Here is a 17,201-nt window from a genome sequence, read left to right on the forward strand (position 1 = left end):
ACGAGGTGTCCGAAAACGCCTTGACGGTCGGCTGCACCCACCCCTATGTTAGAAGACTGTTGTGCGGAAGGGCCGCTGGCGTAGCTCAACCGGTAGAGCGTCGGATTTGTAATCCGGAGGTTGTGGGTTCGAGTCCCACCGCCAGCTCGGTCGAGTCGGACGAACAGCCGCCCCGAAGCGCCGAACCCAGAAACTCATCGATCGGGCGTCGATCGGGCGCCAGGTACCGGCGGTGGGGTACCGAAGCGGCCAAACGGGGCAGACTGTAAATCTGCTGGCTTATGCCTTCGGAGGTTCGAATCCTCCCCCCACCACCTTCACGAGACCACTGACGAAACAAAGGGCGTAAACCGCGCGCGAGCAAGAGGAGCACCCGTCGCGGGGCCGCTCCGCCAAACCCGTAGTCCGGGAGGAGAACGAGGGGCGATGGCGAAGGAAAAGTTCGAGCGAACGAAGCCGCACGTGAACGTGGGAACGATCGGACACGTGGACCACGGTAAGACGACGCTCACGGCTGCGATCACGCAGGTGCAGGCGCAGAAGGGATACGGGGAGTACGTGGCGTTCGATCAGATCGACAAGGCTCCGGAGGAGCGGGAGCGGGGGATCACGATCGCGACGGCACATGTGGAATACGAGTCGGAAGGGCGCCACTACGCGCACGTGGACTGTCCGGGGCACGCGGACTACGTGAAGAACATGATCACGGGCGCGGCGCAGATGGACGGGGCGATCGTGGTGGTGTCGGCGGCGGACGGCCCGATGCCTCAGACGCGGGAGCACATTTTGTTGGCCCGCCAGGTGAACGTGCCGTACATCGTGGTGTTTTTGAACAAGGTGGACCAGGTCGACGACGAGGAGTTGCTGGACCTGGTGGAGCTGGAGGTACGGGAGCTGCTGAGCGAGTACGAGTTTCCGGGCGACGACGTGCCTGTGATCCGCGGTTCTGCGCTACAGGCGTTGGAGAGCGGGGATTCGGAGGCGTCGGAGACGGATTGCATCGGGGAGTTGATGGATGCGCTGGACAGCTACATCCCGGTACCTGAGCGAGCGACGGACAAGCCGTTCCTGATGCCTGTGGAGGACGTGTTCACGATCACGGGCCGCGGGACGGTGGTGACGGGCCGAATCGAGCGTGGCGTGGTGAAGACGGGCGAGGGCGTGGAGTTGGTGGGGCTGGGCTCGGACAAGAAGACGGTGGTGACGGGCGTGGAGATGTTCCGGAAGATCCTGGACGAGGGTCAGGCGGGGGACAACGCGGGCTTGTTGCTGCGTGGGGTGGCGAAGACGGAGGTGGAGCGCGGGATGGTGGTGGCTCACCCTCGGTCGATCACGCCTCACCGGAAGTTTTCGGCGGAGGTGTACGTGCTGACGAAGAACGAGGGGGGGCGGCACACGCCGTTCTTCAACGGATACCGTCCTCAGTTCTACTTCCGGACGACGGACGTGACGGGTTCGGCGGAACTGCCCGAGGGGGTGGAGATGGTGATGCCGGGCGACAATGTGAATATGGCGGTGGAGCTGATCGCGCCGATCGCGATGGAGGAGAACCTCCGGTTCGCGATCCGCGAGGGAGGCCGGACGGTGGGCGCCGGCGTCGTCACCTCCATCCACGACTAGGAAACACAAATGAGGGTTCGGATTACGCTCGAATGCAAGCAGTGCAAAGAGCGCAACTATTCGACGACGAAGAACCGGCGGACCCATCCGCAGCGCGCCGAGCAGAAGAAGTACTGTCGGCGCTGTAACGGACACAAAATGCACAAAGAAACAAGGTAAGGGGTTCGATTGGCAGGCATCGTCAGAAGAACCCAGGAATTCGCGGAACAGGTACAGGTCGAGATGCGTCGGGTCACATGGCCCGACAAGGATCAGTTGCGTGGCGCAACGATCGGCATCCTGATCTTCGTCTTCATCATGGCCATCGTCATCGGAGCCATGGATTCCGTGTTCGCGGCGTCCGTCCGCTTCATCGTCAGGTCGTTCGGTGGTTGAGCCCAGGGGCACGCGAGCCGAGCCGACCGGCCTCCCCGGGGACGCGATGCGCTGGTACGCGCTGCAGACGTACTCGGGTCACGAGAAGAAGGTCAAGACGCTGCTGGAGCAGAAGATCCAGGAATACGGGGATGAACCTCCGATCCGGGAGGTCATCGTGCCCACGCAGGAGGTCGTGGAGATCAAGGGAGGGAAGCGCGTCAAGTCGACGAAGCGGCTCTACCCGGGGTACGTCCTCATTCAGATGCTGCTGGACCAGAACACGATGTACGTCGTCAACAACGTTCCGGGCGTCATCAAGTTCGTGGGGAGCGGGAAAGATCCCCAGCCGCTCAAGACCGAGGAGATGAACAAGATCCTCGGCATCGCGGATGAACTGGAGCAGGCGGGTCCGGAAACGGAGATCCCGTTCCGGCCGGGGCAGGTGGTCGAAGTCATGGAAGGGCCGTTCAGCGATTTCAGCGGAACGGTGGAAGAAGTGTTTGCGGAGAAGGGCAAGGTGCGCGTGCAGGTGAGTCTGTTCGGGCGCCCCACCTCGGTCGAACTGGACTACACGCAGCTGCAGGGGTTCTGATGCCGCCGAAGAAACAGGCTACCGGATTCATCAAACTTCAGATTCCGGGGGGGCAGGCGAATCCGGCCCCGCCGGTGGGTCCCGCGTTGGGCCAGCACGGCCTCAACATCATGGACTTCTGCAAAGCGTTCAACGCGCAGACTCAGCAGGAAGCCGGCACGATCATTCCGGTCGAGATCACGGTCTACAAGGATCGGACGTTCAGCTTCATCACCAAGACGCCGCCGGCGGTGGAGCTGCTCAAGAAGGAGCTGGGTCTCGAGTCGGGTTCCCCGGTCCCCAACCGGGAGAAGGTCGGAAAGGTCACGGACGACCAGCTGCGCAGGATCGCCAGGATCAAGATGAAGGATCTCAACGCGGCCGATGAAGAGGCCGCGATGCGGATGATCGCAGGCACCGCACGATCGATGGGGGTCGAGCGGGCCGACTGATCGGGAGAGATCGGAAGACATGCCGAAACACGGCAAGAAATATCGCTCCGCTGCAGGGGCCACCACGTCGAACGGCGCCCTCGCGCCCCGCGAGGCGCTCAAGCGCGTGAAGGAAGCGGCGTTCGCGAACTTCGACGAGACGGTCGAGGCTGCGGTGCGCCTCGGCGTGGACCCGCGCAAGGCGGACCAGATCGTGCGCGGCACGGTCATCCTGCCGGCCGGCACGGGTCGCAAGGTGCGCGTGCTGGCGCTCGTGAAGGCGGATCGGGCGACCGAGGCGGAGGAAGCCGGCGCGGACTACGTGGGGACCGAATACATCGAGCGGATCCAGGACGGCTGGCTCGAATTCGATGTGGCGATCGCCACGCCGGATCTGATGAAGGATGTCGCTCGGCTGGGCCGGATACTCGGCCCGCGCGGCCTCATGCCCACGCCGAAGGCCGGCACCGTCACCATGGATGTGGGTCGGGCCGTTCGCGAATCGAAGGCGGGCAAGATCGAATTCCGGGTGGACCGGACCGGCAACGTCCACGCACCGATCGGAAAGGTGAGCTTCGAGCTCGACCAGCTGGGCGAGAATTTCGATGCGCTCATGGACGAGATCGTTCGGTTGAAGCCCTCCGCGGCCAAGGGCCGGTACGTGAAGAGCGTGACCGTGACCAGCACCATGGGTCTCGGTGTTCCCGTCGACGAAGACCTGTACTGATAGATACATGAGACTCGAAGAAAAGCAGCGCGTCACGCAGGAACTCACTGCGCAGATCGAAGAGAGCGGGACGATCTACCTGACCGACTTCACCGGGCTGAACGTGAAGGCGATCACGGATTTCCGAACTCGGCTCCGGGACGAGGGTCTGCGCTATCGGGTCGTGAAGAACACCCTCATGAAGCGGGCGCTCGAAGATCTGGATCTGCCGGATCTGAGCGCCCATCTGGAGGGTCCGACAGGGCTGATCCTCAGCGACTCCGATCCGGTCACGCCGGCCCGGGTGCTGAAGGAATTCGCGAGAGCGAACGAGGATCGGCCGGTAGTGAAGGTCGGCGTCATCAATCGGGAGGAGATGTCGCCGGAGGAAGTGGGGCGGATCGCCGACCTTCCGTCGCGCGAGGTGTTGCTCGGCGGCATCGCGGGTGGGCTCACGGCGAGCGTCGGCGGCATCGCCGGCTCGCTGAATGCGCTCATTCGCGACATCGCAGACATAATCGAACAGGTCGGAAGGAAGAACCAGTCCGCCTGAGGCAGGACGCATGCCCGTGACGTGCGGGCCTGCGGTATACGTAAAGGATCCAGGGAACGGAAGAACATGTCCAAAATCGACGATCTTCTGCAGCAGATCGGCTCGCTGACCGTACTCGAAGCCGCCGAACTGAAAGACAAGATGGAGGAGACCTTCGGCGTGTCGGCCTCCGCGCCGGTCGCCGTCGCCGCCGCTCCCGGTGGCGGAGGTGACGCCGCCGAGGAGGAGCAGACGGAATTCGATGTCCTGCTCACGGCGGTGGGCAGCAAGAAGATCCAGGTCATCAAGGTCGTGCGTGAAGTCACGAGCCTGGGTCTCAAGGAGGCGAAGGCCGTCGTCGACAACGCCCCCGGGCCCGTCAAGGAAGGCGTGTCCAAGGAGGAGGCGGAGGAGATCAAGGCGAAGCTCGAGGATCAGGGCGCCACGGCGGATCTCAAGTAGCCACGCTGAAGAGCGTGGCAGGCCCCGGCGTCGAACGTCTGATCGGCACCGGACTGCGGAAGGACCGCAGCCGGGCCGATGGCGCGGGGGTCCAACCTCACACCGTGCACGAAACCGGAGCGACCGCTCACTGGCGGTCCCCGGTATTTGCGCATCTCCCATGTACTCGCGGGGTTCCCGGGGGAGGTACGATTTGACGGTTAACGGCAGACCTGCGGTCTCGTTCGACAAGCTGGACCGCCCGATGCACATGCCGCATTTCCTGGATGTGCAGCGGGAGGCTTTCGAGCGTCTGCTGCAGTCGAAGACGAGCGAAGAGGAGCGCCGAGACCTCGGTCTCGAGCGTGTTTTCAGGGAGATCTTCCCGATTACGGATGTCAACGAGAACTTCTCCCTCGAGTTCGTCAGCTACTCCCTCGGAGAGCCGAAGTACGAGGTCGAGGAGTGCATCGAGCGCGACATGACCTACTCCGCGCCGCTGAAGGCGCGGCTGCGGCTGGTCATCTTCGAGTCGGTCGGCAAGGACGGCGAGAAGCGTCCGGGCGACATCCTGGAGAAGGAAGTCTATCTCGGCGACCTGCCACTCCTGACGGAGCAGGGAACGTTCGTTGTGAACGGAGCGGAGCGGGTCATCGTGAGCCAGCTTCACCGCTCCCCCGGCGTCGTGTTCGAAGAAACGCTGCACCCCAACGGCACACGGCTGTTCTCGTCAAGGATCATCCCGTTCCGTGGGTCATGGGTCGAATTCACGCTGGACATCCACGACGTGATCCACGTCCACATCGACAAGAAGAAGAAATTCCCCGCCACGGCGCTCCTGAGGGCGTTCGGCTACGGGAGGGATGTGGACATCCTCGAGTGCTTCTGTCGGCGCCGGCTCGTCCGGATCGAAACGGGAGACGACGAGGAGTCGTCGGCGCATCGCGAAGTTACGGGCACGCTGGTGGCGCGGAGCATCCCGAACCCCGACTTCGGGGAGGATCCGGAGGGGCTGGAGCTGCAGGGCTACGAGCCCGTTCCGGACGCGCCGCGCTGGCTGGCGGACGACCTCGCGAAGCCGGACGGCGGGGAGCCGGTCGCGTCCCTCGGTGACAGACTCGATGCGGAGTTGATGCAACGCATCGTCGACGTGGATATCGCGAGCGTCGCGGTGTTCGAGGATGAAGACGCCTTCATCGTGCGCCGCGGGGAAGTGCTGACCGAAGAGGCGTTCGAGCGGCTCGTGCGCGCGGGCGTCCCGGAGGTCGAGGTGTACTCGAGTGCGACCTTCGTACCGCTGCGCGGCACCTATGAGGATCTCGCCATGCGGCGCGACTGGAGTTCGAGTCCGCAGCTGGCGGCCGATGTCGTGGCCGAAGACACCGGAGAAGTCCTGGCCGAGGAAGGGGCGCGCTTCGATGCGAGTCTGTTCGCCAGGCTCAAGACGGAGAAGGCCGGCGAGGCTCTGGTGTTCACCGGTGGCCCGCGCGGGGAGTCGCCGCTGCTGCGCAACACCCTCGCGAAAGACCCGACGTCGAGCGAGGCGGCAGCTCTGCACTCCATCTACTCGCTTGTCCGGCCCGGGGGGGCGCCGAATCTGGCCACGGCGCGGGGCGCGCTCGACCGGCTCTTCTTCAACCCCAAGCGATACGACCTGGGGCGGGTGGGCCGACACAAGATCAACCACCGGCTCAAAGACGTGTATCGGCTTCTCGGTCTCGAGATGCCGGAGGGCGATCTCGTCGTGCTGGACCCGTCGGACTTCGTGGCGATCATCCGCTACCTCGTCGAACTGCACGAGGGCCGCGGCTACACCGACGACATCGACCATCTCGGCAACCGCCGCGTGCGGTCGATCGGCGAACTCATCGCCAACCAGTTTTCCGTCGGCCTGTCGCGCATGGCCCGCCTGGTCCGAGAGCGGATGTCGATCAACAGCGATCCCGAGAAGATCTCGATCGACGATCTCGTGAACGCGCGCACCGTGAGCGCGGTCATCCAGGCTTTCTTCGGGAGTTCTCAGCTCAGCCAGTTCATGGATCAGACGAACCCGCTCTCGGAACTCACGCACAAGCGACGCTTGAGTGCGCTGGGACCGGGTGGGCTGACGCGGGAGCGGGCGGGCTTCGAGGTGCGGGACGTGCACTACTCGCACTACGGCCGAATGTGCCCGATCGAGACGCCGGAAGGCCCGAACATCGGGCTCATCACGTCCGTCACGACGTACTCCCGTCTCAACGAACTGGGATTCCTCGAGACGCCGTATCGCCGGGTCGTCAACGAGAAGGTCTCTCAGGACGAGATCGTGTGGCTCTCCGCCAGCGAGGAGGAGGAATACGCGGTTGCGCAGGCGAACGCCGAGTTGAATCCCGATGGGACGTTTGCCCGCTCGCTCGTCCTCTGCCGGCGGCGTGACGACTACCCGCTGCTGCCGCCGGACGAGATCGACTTCATGGATGTCGCGCCGGATCAGCTGGTCGCCGTGTCGCCCTCGCTCATTCCTTTTCTCGAGCACGACGACGCGAACCGGGCGCTCATGGGATCGAACATGCAGCGGCAGGCCGTGCCGCTCCTCTTCCCCGAGCGTCCCTTCGTGGGCACGGGGCTGGAGGGCAAGGTGGCCCGCGACTCCGGTGCGGTCGTGCTCGCGCGCCGGGCCGGGACGGTCACGCGTGTCACGGCGGACGAGGTCGAGGTCGACACCGGCAAGCCCCGACAGTCGGCCGGCAAGATCCCGCTCGCGCGCCTCACGCAGTACGACTGTTATCGGCTCAGGAAGTTCTGGCGCACGAATCAGGACACGGCGATCAACCAGCGGCCGATCGTCCGGGTCGGTGACAAGGTGCAAGCGGGCGACGTGATCGCGGATGGGGCCGGCACGGATGGTGGCTCGCTCGCGCTCGGCCGCAACGCGCTCGTCGCCTTCATGCCCTGGTTCGGACACAATTTCGAGGACGCCATCGTCATCAGCGAGAAGCTGGTCAAGGGTGACGTCTACACGTCGGTCCATATCCAGGAGCTCGAACTGCACGTTCGGGACACGAAGCGCGGGATGGAGGAGATCACGCGCGAGATACCGAACGTGGCCGAGGAAGCACTCGTCGACCTCGACGACCGGGGGATCGTCCGCATCGGTGCGGCGGTCCGCTCGGGAGATATCCTCGTCGGCAAGATCACACCGAAGGGCGAGACGGAGCTGTCGCCCGAAGAGAAGCTGCTGACGGCGATCTTCGGGGAGAAGGCGAAAGACGTGAAGGACAGCTCGCTGCGGGTCCCCCCCGGTGTCGAGGGGACCGTGATCGACGTCAAGATCTTCTCCAGGCGGATCGACGACCCCCTGCTGGAACGGGAGCACGGCGAGCGGATCGCGGAGTTGCGCGAGAGCGAGCGTGAGGAAATCGCACGGGTGATGGAAGCCCGGGACGAGGAGATCCTGGAACTGCTTCAGGGGGAAACCGTGGTCCTCTGCCTCGGCCGGGGCTCGCTCGAACCACTCTTCGCCGAGGGCACGAAGCTGACGAAGACAAAACTCCGAAGCATCGACCTGGGCGAGATCGACCTTTCCACCTTGAAGGTGAAGACCGAGACGTCGAACGAGATGGTCCGCCGTGTGGAAGCAGAGGCTCGCAACCGCGTGGAACGCATCCGCGAGCGTACCGAAGAGGGGATCGACAAGATCTTCCAGCCCGACGAGCTGTCTCCGGGGGTCGTCCAGCTCGTGAAGGTCTACCTCGCCGAAAAGCGAAAGATCTCGGTGGGGGACAAGATGGCCGGCCGGCACGGGAACAAGGGCATTATTGCCCGGGTCGTCCCCGAGGAGGATATGCCGATTCTGCCCGACGGACAGTCGGTCGAGATCGTGCTGAATCCGCTCGGCGTGCCCAGCCGCATGAACGTGGGGCAGATTCTCGAGACGACGCTGGGGTGGGCAGCCCGAGCCCTGGGCTTCGAGGCGAACACGCCCGTCTTCCAGGGAGCGACCGAGCATGAGATCGGCGCCCTCCTCAAGATCGGTGGTGCTTACTGGGCCGCTCGAACGCTCGGATCGGACGTGGAGCCGCCCGAACTGCCGTACTGGACAATTCAGACGCTCGTCAACGAGATCCAGGCCTGGGAGGGTGACGACCCGGTTTCGGACGACCCGACCAGCCTCGGGCGCACGCTCGACACCTATCTCGAGGGAGGAGGTGAGCTTGCCCCGTACCTGCGGAGTCTGGCCTCCTTCGTCCTCCAGGTTGTGCGTGACGTCTCGGGCGCGACCACGGCGGCGAAGCTGGCGTCGGAGGGCTGGCCGAAGACCGCGGCGCTCTCGGGGCGGCGCAGGATCACCTCGGGTGTGGACGCGGCGGTCGTTGAGCTCATGGAACGCGCGGGCCTGCGTGCCAACGGCAAGATGAGGCTGCGCGATGGCCGCACGGGCGATGAGTTCGTGGCGGATATCGCCGTCGGTGAGATCTACATGATGAAGCTCTCGCACCTTGTCGACGACAAGATCCACGCGCGCTCGATCGGTCCGTACAGCCTTGTCACGCAGCAGCCGCTGGCGGGCAAGGCGCAGTTCGGAGGACAGCGTTTCGGCGAGATGGAAGTGTGGGCGCTGGAAGCCTACGGCGCGGCCCACACACTCCAGGAGATGCTGACCGTCAAGTCGGATGACGTGACGGGACGAAGCCGGGTGTACGAGGCGATCGTCAAGGGCGACAACCTGCCCAAGCCTGGGGTGCCCGAGAGCTTCAACGTACTCGTCAAGGAGTTGCAGGCACTGGGGTTGAGCGTATCGCTCGGCGGCGAGGAGTCGGAGCCGCTGTTCTAGCGGCGGTCAGCCAGCAGCCGAGGGCCGCCGGTGGGTGGCGGTGGGCGGGCCTGACCGGGAACGCGGTCGAGTCCGGAACGAAACAAGAGGGTGACAGATGATCGATTTTCCGCGAAATCGCAGTGCCGGGTCGTCCGAGTTCGACTGGATTCAGATCAAGCTCGCCTCGCCCGAGGAGATCCGTTCCTGGAGTCACGGAGAGGTCACGAAGCCGGAGACGATCAACTACCGGTCGTTCAAGCCGGAGCGCGATGGCCTCTTCTGCGAACGCATCTTCGGGCCGGTCAAGGACTGGGAGTGCCACTGCGGCAAGTTCAAGCGGATCCGATACCGCGGCCACATCTGTGACAAGTGCGGGGTCGAGGTCACGCTCTCCAAGGTTCGCCGCGAGCGGATGGGTCACATCGAACTCGCGGTGCCCGTGGCCCACATCTGGTTCTTCAAGACCCTTCCGTCGCAGATGGGCTACCTGCTCGGGATGAAGCTGCGGGATCTCGAGAAGGTCATCTACTATGCCGCCCATGTCGTCACCGAACCCGGCCGGCAGGAAATCGAGTTCAAGCAGGTACTGGAAGAGGATGAGTACTGGGAGCTGACGGACAAGGCCCGTGAGGAGGGCGACACCGACTTCCGCGCCGAAATCGGGGCGGAAGGGATCCGGACGCTGCTCGGGCAACTGGACGTGGACGAACTCGCGGAGCAGCTGCGCTACGAAGTCGTGCATGAGACCTCGAAGCACCGGAAGAAGAAGAAGCTCAAGCGGCTCAAGGTGATCGACGCGATCCGCAACAGCGACGACGAAGTCTCGAAGCGTAACAGCCCCGAGCACATGATCATGGATGTGATTCCGGTCATTCCGCCGGATTTGCGTCCACTCGTCCCGCTGGACGGCGGCCGGTTCGCGACATCGGACCTCAACGATCTCTACCGTCGCGTGATCAATCGGAACAACCGGCTCAAGAAGCTGCTGGAAATGCGCGCGCCGGAGGTGATCCTGCGCAACGAGAAGCGCATGCTGCAGGAGGCGGTGGACGCGCTGTTCGACAACGGGCGCCGCGGCAAGGCGATTCGCGGAAGGGGCAAGCGGCCGCTCAAGTCGCTGTCCGACATGCTCAAGGGCAAGCAGGGGCGGTTCCGCCAGAATCTGCTCGGGAAGCGCGTCGACTACTCGGGTCGGTCGGTCATCGTCGTGGGTCCGGAACTCCAGCTGCACCAGTGCGGGCTGCCGAAGAAGATGGCGGTCGAACTGTTCAAGCCGTTCATCATCCACGAACTCGAACGGCGGATGCACGCCGAGACCGTGAAGCGGGCCAAGAAGCTCGTCGAACTCGACGACCCGACGGTCTACGAGGTGCTCGAGGACATCATCAAGGATCACCCGGTACTCCTGAACCGGGCCCCGACGCTTCACCGGCTGGGCATCCAGGCCTTCGAGCCGGTGCTCGTGGAGGGGAAGGCCATCCGCATTCATCCGCTCGTATGCGCGGCCTTCAACGCGGACTTCGACGGCGACCAGATGGCGGTTCACGTACCGCTGTCGTTCGAGTCGCAGCTCGAGGCGCGGATCCTCATGCTGTCGAGCAACAACATCCTGAAGCCCGCGAACGGTCGGCCGATCGCGTCGCCGTCCCAGGACATGGTCCTCGGCTGCTACTACATGACGAAGGTTCGGCCGGATTTCGACGAGTTCGGGGACGGCCGGGATCTCCCGCACTTCGCGGACGCGGGTCAGGTCGAGTTGGCGCTGGAAGCGGGGTACCTGCGTTCGCCGGCGGGGCCGCCGGACTACCACATGCCGATCCGGCTGCTCGTGGAGGAAGAGGCGGACGACGGCCAGGTCGAGCCGAGGTGGGTCGTGACCAGTGTCGGACGGGCCCTCTTTAACGCGATCCTGCCCTCTCGGGTCCCCTACGTGAACGAGACGCTGGGCAAGGCGGCGCTAGGGGATCTCGTCTTCCGGTCGTTCCGGCTCGCCGGACTTGAGGACACGACGGCGTTCCTCGATGAACTCAAGGATTTCGGGTTCCGCAACGCGACGAAAGCGGGCGTTTCGATCGGGCTCGACGACATGGAAATTCCGTCCGAGAAGCATGAAATCCTCGGCGAGGCCCAAGAGGATGTGAACCGGTTTACGAAGGCGTATCACCGCGGCGTGATCTCCTTCGGGGAACGGTATAACAAGGTCATCGACGCCTGGACCCACGCGAACAACGATGTCGCCGACGCGATGGTCCGGGGACTCCAGCAATCGCGTCAGGGCTTCAATCCGATCTTCATGATGTTCGATTCGGGCGCCCGGGGTTCCCGCGACCAGATCCGTCAGCTCGCGGGGATGCGAGGTCTGATGGCCAAACCCCAGAAGAAGTTGACCGGTGGCATCGGAGAGATCATCGAGAGCCCGATCCGCTCCAACTTCAGGGAGGGTCTCAGCGTCCTCGAGTACTTCATCTCGACACACGGCGCGCGGAAGGGACTCGCGGACACGGCACTCAAGACCGCGGACGCCGGCTACCTTACGCGCCGGCTCGTCGATGTGGCGCAGGATGTCACGATCATCGAGGAGGACTGCAACACGATCCTCGGGCTCGACGTCACGGCGCTCAAGGAGGGCGAGGACATCATCGAGCCGCTGTCGGATCGTGTCGCGGGCAACATCGCGGCGGAAGCCGTGATCGACCCCATCGACGACGAAGTCATCGTCGAGGCCGGGGGCATGATCACGGAGGCGCGGGCTCGAGCTATCGATGAGAGCGGTGTCCAGCAGGTCCGGATCCGGTCGGTCCTCACGTGCGAGTCGCGACGGGGCATCTGTCAGCAGTGCTACGGCCGCAATTTGGCGACGATGGAACTCGTCGATCTGGGTGAGGCGGTGGGGATTCTCGCCGCTCAGTCGATCGGTGAGCCGGGGACGCAACTCACGCTCAGAACCTTCCATATCGGAGGGACGGCGGCCCGTATCGCGGCACAGACGCAGCGGCGTTCCAAGCTCGAGGGCCGGATCGCGTTCGAGCGCGTGACGACCGTCACGAGTCCGTCGGGCGACACGATCGTCACGAGCCGCGAGGGCGAACTCCTCATGAAGACGCCGGACGACCGCATCCTGTCGCGGCTCGCGGTTCCGTACGGGGCGACGCTCTTCGTGGAGGACGACACCCACGTCGGGCACGGGGACCTGCTCTTCGGCTGGGATCCGTACTCCGAACCCATCGTCGCGGACAAGAAGGGGAAGATCCGGTTCACGGACATCGTGCCGGAAGAGACGGTTCGCGAAGAACTCGACGAGGCAACGGGCCGGCGTCAGCAGGTCATCATCGACGACCGCGAGAAGAAGCTGCATCCGGTCATCAACATCGTGAGCGGGAAGGGCGCGAAACTGCGCGAGTTCATCGTGCCGGTGGGGACGCAGCTGCTCGTGCAGGACAAACAGGCCGTCAACGCGGGCGAGACGCTCGCGAAGATCAGCCGCGAGGCCTACAAGACCCGCGATATCACGGGTGGCCTGCCGCGCGTCGCCGAGCTGTTCGAGGCGCGGAGGCCGAAGGACCCGGCGACGATCACCGAAGTCGATGGGCGCGTCTCGTTCGGCGGGATCAAGCGGGGGAAGCGCGAGATCATCGTATCCATGGACGACGGCGAGGAGATGGTGTACCAGATCCCCGTCGGCAAGCACCTTCGTGTGCACGAGGGAGATCTCGTGCGCGCGGGCGACCGGCTCTCCGAGGGGCCGGTAAATCCGCACGACATCCTGCGTGTCCGGGGACCCCGAGCCGTGCAGGAGTACCTGCTCAACGAGATCCAGGAGGTCTACCGCCTCCAGGGCGTGCGGATCAACGACAAGCACATCGCCGTGATCGTGCGGCAGATGCTGCAGAAGGTCCGCATCACGGATCCGGGCGGGACGGAGTTCCTCGAGGGTGAGCACGTGGACCGGATGGAGTTCCGCGATGCGACGCGCGAGGTTCTCGAGAGCGGAGGCAAGCCGCCGCGGGCCGAGCCGATACTGCTCGGGATCACGAAGTCGAGCCTCACCACGGAGTCCTTCATCAGCGCGGCCTCTTTCCAGGAGACGACGCGGGTGCTTACGGACGCCGCCGTGCGCGGAGCGAAGGACCGCCTGCGGGGGCTCAAGGAGAACATCATCATCGGACACCTGGTACCGGCGGGTACAGGGACGCACCGATTCTCCGATATCGAATTCCTCGTGGACGATGCGCTCAAGGCGCAGATCGACTCCATGCGGCGCAGGGTCGTGCCGGAGGAGATGCCCCGGAGCCTTTTCTCGGACCTCCGGGACCAGGCCGAGGAGGACGAGGCCTCCGTGGCGGAGGAGGGCGCGGTCATGACGACCTGACGTCCGCCCGACGCCGGAGCGGGGGGGTGTGGTTACGGATTCTCCACCCCCCTCCGCACGGCGGAAGTTCCTTGACACGGAGAGACCTCAGGACTACTCTCTCTCGTCTGTCGACCGACCGGTCGGCAGTTGCCGCGGGGGCGGTTCGGATCCGTCCCCGATTTTTTTACCCCCAACGGCCGGACCCCAGTTCGGTGATCGGCGCACCGGTGCGGCCGAAGGGAGCGATGGAGCGGGAATGCCGACCATCAATCAGCTGGTCCGCAAGGGCCGCAAGAAGGTCCGGAAGAAGAGCAAGGCGCCGGCGCTGGAGGGGAATCCCCAGAAGCGCGGGGTGTGCACACGCGTGTACACCACGACGCCGAAGAAGCCGAACTCGGCCCTGCGAAAAGTCGCCCGTGTTCGACTCACGAACGGGTACGAAGTCACCGCGTATATCGGCGGCGAAGGACATAACCTGCAGGAGCACAGCATCGTGCTGATCCGGGGCGGACGGGTGAAGGATCTACCGGGTGTGCGATATCACATCATCCGGGGAACGCTCGACGCGTCGGGTGTGGACGACAGGAACCAGGGCCGGTCGAAGTACGGTTCGAAGAAGAGAAAATAGCTCCGGATTTTTCGGAAATTCGAGCGGGCCCAACACTGTTGGGCCCGGCCTCGGAACCCGTGGCCGGGCTTTATTTGCGAAGTCTCCGGATGAAACCGGAGCCGGATATGGCGAAACGAGATGCCACGACGAAACCGTGCCGAACAGCGTGAGGTGATTCCGGACTCCCGATACGGGAGCACGGAAGTCACGAAATTCATCAACATGCTGATGCGGGATGGAAAGAAGTCCCTCGCCGAGCAGATCTTCTACGAGGCGATGCAATCCATCGAAATGAAGACGGGACAGCCGGCGATGAACGTATTCCGGCAGGCGCTGCAGAACGCGAAGCCCATCCTCGAGGTTCGCAGTCGACGCGTGGGTGGCGCGACGTACCAGGTGCCGATGGAAGTGTCGTACAGACGGCGCGACTCACTCGCGCGCCGGTGGCTTGTTCAGCACTCGCGATCCCGCTCCGGAAAGACAATGGCGCAACGCCTCGCCGGTGAACTGCTCGACGCCGCCCGCGGCGACGGGGGTGCGGTGAGGAAGAAGGAGGACGTGCACCGGATGGCCGACGCGAACAAGGCGTTCGCGCACTATCGCTGGTGATGGGCCCTTCCGGCACCCGAGGTCCGACAGATAGAGACCAATAGACCGACCAATGGAGAGACGGACGCCGCTGGAGCGGCTGCGGAATATCGGCATCATGGCGCACATCGATGCCGGCAAGACGACGACGACCGAACGGGTGCTGTTCTACACCGGCCGGACGCATCGCCTGGGCGAAGTGCATCATGGCGACGCGACGATGGACTGGATGGAGCAGGAGCAGGAACGCGGCATCACGATTACGTCGGCTGCCACGACCTGTAACTGGACGCACGAGGGCGAACCCTACCGCATCAACATCATCGACACCCCGGGGCACGTCGACTTCACGGTGGAAGTCGAGCGCAGCCTCCGCGTGCTCGACGGCGCGGTGGCCCTGTTCTGCGCCGTGGGCGGCGTGGAACCGCAGTCCGAGACCGTATGGCGGCAGGCCGACAAGTACGGCGTCCCGCGCATCGCCTTCGTCAACAAGATGGATCGGGTCGGCGCCGACTTCATGAATGTCGTCCGGATGATGCGCGACCGCCTGGGCGCGAACGCACACCCGCTTCAGATCCCCCTCGGCGAAGGCGAGCTCTATACGGGCATGGTCGACCTCGTTCGTGAGATCAAGGTGGTCTACGACGATGAGTCGCTGGGCGCGCGCTGGACCGAAGGCCCTGTGCCGGACGCCCTCGTTGAGCAGGTCGCGGAGTTGCGGAACGCCCTCATCGAGGCCGCCGTCGAGTACGACGAACCGATGCTCGAGAAGTATCTCGAAGGGGAAGAGCTCACCGAGGAGGAGATCCGCGGTGCGGTACGGAAGGCGACGCTGGCCAACGGGATCACGCCGATCCTCTGCGGCTCCGCCTTCAAGAACAAGGGCGTGCAGCGCCTGCTCGACGCCGTGATCGACTTCCTCCCCTCGCCCCTCGATGTCCCCCCCGTTACCGGTCGCCTCCCCCAGCAGGATGAGACGGAGGTCGAGCGTGCGGCCGACGAAGACGCGCCGTTCGCGGCCCTCGCGTTCAAGATCGCGACGGATCCGTACGTGGGGCGCCTGACATACTTCAGGGTCTATTCGGGCACGGCGCAGGCCGGCTCGAAGGCGCTGAATTCGTCCCGGGGACGGAAGGAGCGTTTCGGCCGGCTGCTCCAGATGCACGCGAACAAGCGCGAGGAGCGCGACGAAGTGTTCGCGGGCGATATCGCGGCCGCGATCGGACTCAAGCATACGCGGACGGGAGATACGCTCTCGTCAGCGACCGATCCGATCGTGCTCGAGTCGATGAGCTTCCCCGAACCCGTGATCCGGGTAGCGATCGAGCCCCGGACGAAGGCGGATCAGGAGAAGCTGTCGGGGGCTCTGGCAAAGCTGGCGGAGGAAGATCCGACGTTCCGCGTCTACACCGACGAGGAGACGGGCCAGACGATCATCAGCGGGATGGGCGAACTCCATCTCGAAATCATCGTCGACCGGCTCCAGCGCGAATTCAGGGTCAACGCGAACGTCGGCCGCCCGCAGGTGGCCTACCGCGAGACGATCCGCAAGGCCGTCCGCAAGGTGGAAGGGCGCTTCGTGCGGCAGTCCGGCGGACGTGGGCAGTTCGGGCACGTGATCATCAACCTCGAGCCCACGGATCCCGGCGGCGGCTTCATCTTCGATTCCGAAATCCGGGGCGGCAACGTGCCCCGTGAGTATGTGCGATCGGTCGAACAGGGGATTCGCGAGGCGCTCGATTCCGGGATCGTCGCGGGTTATCCGATCATCGACATCAAGGCGACGCTGATCGACGGCTCGTACCACGAGGTCGATTCGAGCGAGATGGCCTTCAAGATCGCCGGTTCGATCGCGCTCAAGGAAGGCGCGCGCAAGGCGCAGCCGGTCCTGCTCGAGCCTGTGATGAACGTGGAAGTCGTCACGCCCGACGATTATCTCGGGGATGTGATGGGGGATCTTTCCAGTCGACGGGGCAAGATCGGCGGCATGACGCAGCGATCGTCGGCCCAGGTCGTCGGGGCGTCCGTCCCGCTGTCGGAGATGTTCGGCTACGCGACCTCGCTGCGCTCCATCAGTCAGGGTCGCGCGGTCTACACCATGCAGTTTTCACACTACGAGGAAGTTCCGGGCTCCAAGAGGGCGGAGATCGTCTCCGCCAACGGTTCGTAGGCGGCGAAACAGCCGCCCGCGACCGGGCC

13 protein-coding genes and 2 tRNA genes are annotated in these 17,201 nt (G+C 64.5%); all 15 read left to right on the forward strand.

Going from position 1 to position 17,201, the window contains the following annotated elements; translation table 11 throughout:
• The first annotated feature begins 74 nt into the window (after positions 1 to 74).
• Positions 75 to 147, forward strand: a tRNA-Thr gene (locus ACOOGH_RS02270).
• Positions 148 to 231: 84 nt separating this feature from the next.
• Positions 232 to 314, forward strand: a tRNA-Tyr gene (locus tag ACOOGH_RS02275).
• A gap of 112 nt (positions 315 to 426) precedes the next feature.
• Complete coding sequence (gene tuf, locus ACOOGH_RS02280; RefSeq protein ID WP_420447379.1) at positions 427 to 1,620, forward strand: elongation factor Tu; 1,194 nt, start codon at positions 427 to 429, stop codon at positions 1,618 to 1,620.
• A gap of 9 nt (positions 1,621 to 1,629) precedes the next feature.
• The gene (gene rpmG, locus ACOOGH_RS02285; RefSeq protein ID WP_420447380.1) at positions 1,630 to 1,779 is read left to right on the forward strand and encodes a 50S ribosomal protein L33; all 150 of its coding nucleotides are present in this window, start codon (positions 1,630 to 1,632) and stop codon (positions 1,777 to 1,779) included.
• 9 nt (positions 1,780 to 1,788) lie between these two features.
• Positions 1,789 to 1,995 carry a preprotein translocase subunit SecE gene (gene secE, locus ACOOGH_RS02290; protein WP_420447381.1) on the forward strand — a complete coding sequence of 69 codons (207 nt, stop codon included), beginning with the start codon at positions 1,789 to 1,791 and terminating at the stop codon, positions 1,993 to 1,995.
• The gene (gene nusG, locus ACOOGH_RS02295; protein WP_420447382.1) at positions 1,988 to 2,569 is read left to right on the forward strand and encodes a transcription termination/antitermination protein NusG; all 582 of its coding nucleotides are present in this window, start codon (positions 1,988 to 1,990) and stop codon (positions 2,567 to 2,569) included. The genes secE and nusG overlap by 8 nt, the downstream gene beginning before the upstream one ends.
• Positions 2,569 to 3,000, forward strand: coding sequence for a 50S ribosomal protein L11 (gene rplK, locus ACOOGH_RS02300; RefSeq protein WP_420447383.1), 432 nt, complete (start codon positions 2,569 to 2,571; stop codon positions 2,998 to 3,000). Before nusG ends, rplK begins: the two co-directional genes overlap by 1 nt.
• Positions 3,001 to 3,019: 19 nt before the next feature.
• Positions 3,020 to 3,706, forward strand: a complete 687-nt coding sequence (gene rplA, locus ACOOGH_RS02305; protein ID WP_420447384.1) for a 50S ribosomal protein L1 — start codon at positions 3,020 to 3,022, stop codon at positions 3,704 to 3,706.
• Between the two features lie 7 nt (positions 3,707 to 3,713).
• On the forward strand, positions 3,714 to 4,238 hold the full coding sequence (rplJ, locus tag ACOOGH_RS02310) for a 50S ribosomal protein L10 (RefSeq protein WP_420447385.1): 525 nt from the start codon (positions 3,714 to 3,716) through the stop codon (positions 4,236 to 4,238).
• Positions 4,239 to 4,304: 66 nt separating this feature from the next.
• Positions 4,305 to 4,679: a 50S ribosomal protein L7/L12 gene (gene rplL, locus ACOOGH_RS02315; RefSeq protein WP_420447386.1), complete on the forward strand. Its 375-nt coding sequence runs from the start codon at positions 4,305 to 4,307 to the stop codon at positions 4,677 to 4,679.
• 250 nt (positions 4,680 to 4,929) lie between these two features.
• Positions 4,930 to 9,471 (forward strand): DNA-directed RNA polymerase subunit beta, encoded by a 4,542-nt coding sequence (gene rpoB, locus ACOOGH_RS02320; RefSeq protein ID WP_420450044.1) that lies wholly within the window; start codon positions 4,930 to 4,932, stop codon positions 9,469 to 9,471.
• Between the two features lie 97 nt (positions 9,472 to 9,568).
• Positions 9,569 to 13,822, forward strand: a complete 4,254-nt coding sequence (rpoC, locus tag ACOOGH_RS02325) for a DNA-directed RNA polymerase subunit beta' (RefSeq protein WP_420447387.1) — start codon at positions 9,569 to 9,571, stop codon at positions 13,820 to 13,822.
• 238 nt (positions 13,823 to 14,060) lie between these two features.
• The gene (rpsL, locus tag ACOOGH_RS02330) at positions 14,061 to 14,432 is read left to right on the forward strand and encodes a 30S ribosomal protein S12 (protein WP_420447388.1); all 372 of its coding nucleotides are present in this window, start codon (positions 14,061 to 14,063) and stop codon (positions 14,430 to 14,432) included.
• Between the two features lie 120 nt (positions 14,433 to 14,552).
• Positions 14,553 to 15,023 (forward strand): 30S ribosomal protein S7, encoded by a 471-nt coding sequence (rpsG, locus tag ACOOGH_RS02335; protein WP_420447389.1) that lies wholly within the window; start codon positions 14,553 to 14,555, stop codon positions 15,021 to 15,023.
• A 52-nt stretch (positions 15,024 to 15,075) separates the two neighbouring features.
• Positions 15,076 to 17,172, forward strand: coding sequence for an elongation factor G (fusA, locus tag ACOOGH_RS02340; protein WP_420447390.1), 2,097 nt, complete (start codon positions 15,076 to 15,078; stop codon positions 17,170 to 17,172).
• The last annotated feature ends 29 nt before the right edge of the window (positions 17,173 to 17,201 follow it).

The organism is Candidatus Palauibacter sp. (assembly GCF_965213655.1).
GTDB lineage: Bacteria > Gemmatimonadota > Gemmatimonadetes > Palauibacterales > Palauibacteraceae > Palauibacter.

Excerpts from the sequence above, each read along its gene's own strand:
- tuf (WP_420447379.1), top strand. The coding sequence starts at position 427 with ATGGCGAAGGAAAAGTTCGAGCGAACGAAGCCGCACGTGAACGTGGGA.
- rpmG (WP_420447380.1), top strand. The coding sequence starts at position 1,630 with ATGAGGGTTCGGATTACGCTCGAATGCAAGCAGTGCAAAGAGCGCAAC.
- rplK (WP_420447383.1), top strand. The coding sequence starts at position 2,569 with ATGCCGCCGAAGAAACAGGCTACCGGATTCATCAAACTTCAGATTCCG.
- rplA (WP_420447384.1), top strand. The coding sequence starts at position 3,020 with ATGCCGAAACACGGCAAGAAATATCGCTCCGCTGCAGGGGCCACCACG.
- rplJ (WP_420447385.1), top strand. The coding sequence starts at position 3,714 with ATGAGACTCGAAGAAAAGCAGCGCGTCACGCAGGAACTCACTGCGCAG.
- rplL (WP_420447386.1), top strand. The coding sequence starts at position 4,305 with ATGTCCAAAATCGACGATCTTCTGCAGCAGATCGGCTCGCTGACCGTA.
- rpoB (WP_420450044.1), top strand. The coding sequence starts at position 4,930 with ATGCCGCATTTCCTGGATGTGCAGCGGGAGGCTTTCGAGCGTCTGCTG.
- rpoC (WP_420447387.1), top strand. The coding sequence starts at position 9,569 with ATGATCGATTTTCCGCGAAATCGCAGTGCCGGGTCGTCCGAGTTCGAC.
- rpsL (WP_420447388.1), top strand. The coding sequence starts at position 14,061 with ATGCCGACCATCAATCAGCTGGTCCGCAAGGGCCGCAAGAAGGTCCGG.
- rpsG (WP_420447389.1), top strand. The coding sequence starts at position 14,553 with ATGCCACGACGAAACCGTGCCGAACAGCGTGAGGTGATTCCGGACTCC.
- fusA (WP_420447390.1), top strand. The coding sequence starts at position 15,076 with ATGGAGAGACGGACGCCGCTGGAGCGGCTGCGGAATATCGGCATCATG.